The sequence below is a fragment of the Oleiphilus sp. HI0079 genome (genome assembly GCF_001635105.1).
In genome coordinates this window covers 1-512 of sequence record NZ_LWFT01001114.1, presented here as the reverse complement: position 1 = coordinate 512, position 512 = coordinate 1, and the positions used below count along the sequence as shown (strand labels likewise).

The following is a 512-nucleotide window of genomic DNA, read 5'->3' as shown; positions in this document are numbered from 1 at the left end:
GCAGTTGTTTGAGTCTGTTGGTCTAGCGGATGATGTTGTTGATCTTTGTTTCAAAGGGGTCGCTAGCCGAATTAAGGGAGCGGACTTTGAGGATCTCCAAGCCGAGCAGGAACTGCTTGCGAAGGAAGCTTGGAAGGCGCGCAAGTCGATTCAGCCAGGTGGTCTTCTTAAATACGTGCATGGTCAAGAGTACCATGCCTTCAATCCTGATGTAGTCAATACGGTTCAGCGTGCAGTTGAGAGTGGCGATTACGGCATCTACAAAGAATATGCAGAGCTTGTAAACAAGCGCCCCGCTGCAACTTTGCGGGATCTATTTGTGGTTAGCGCCAATGCCAAAGAAATTCCTTTGAGCGAAGTCGAACCAGTAGAGAATATCTTTCCGCGTTTTGACTCTGCCGCGATGTCTTTGGGCGCTCTGTCGCCGGAAGCGCATGAGGCTCTAGCTGTTGCAATGAATACGTTGGGAGGTCGCTCTAACTCTGGTGAGGGTGGTGAGGATGTCGCCCGAT

1 protein-coding gene is annotated in these 512 nt (G+C 50.8%); it reads left to right on the top strand.

The features are described 5' to 3' along the window. Positions 1 to 512 (top strand): glutamate synthase-related protein (locus A3750_RS19660; protein WP_255374893.1); only part of this gene is annotated, 512 nt, incomplete at both ends.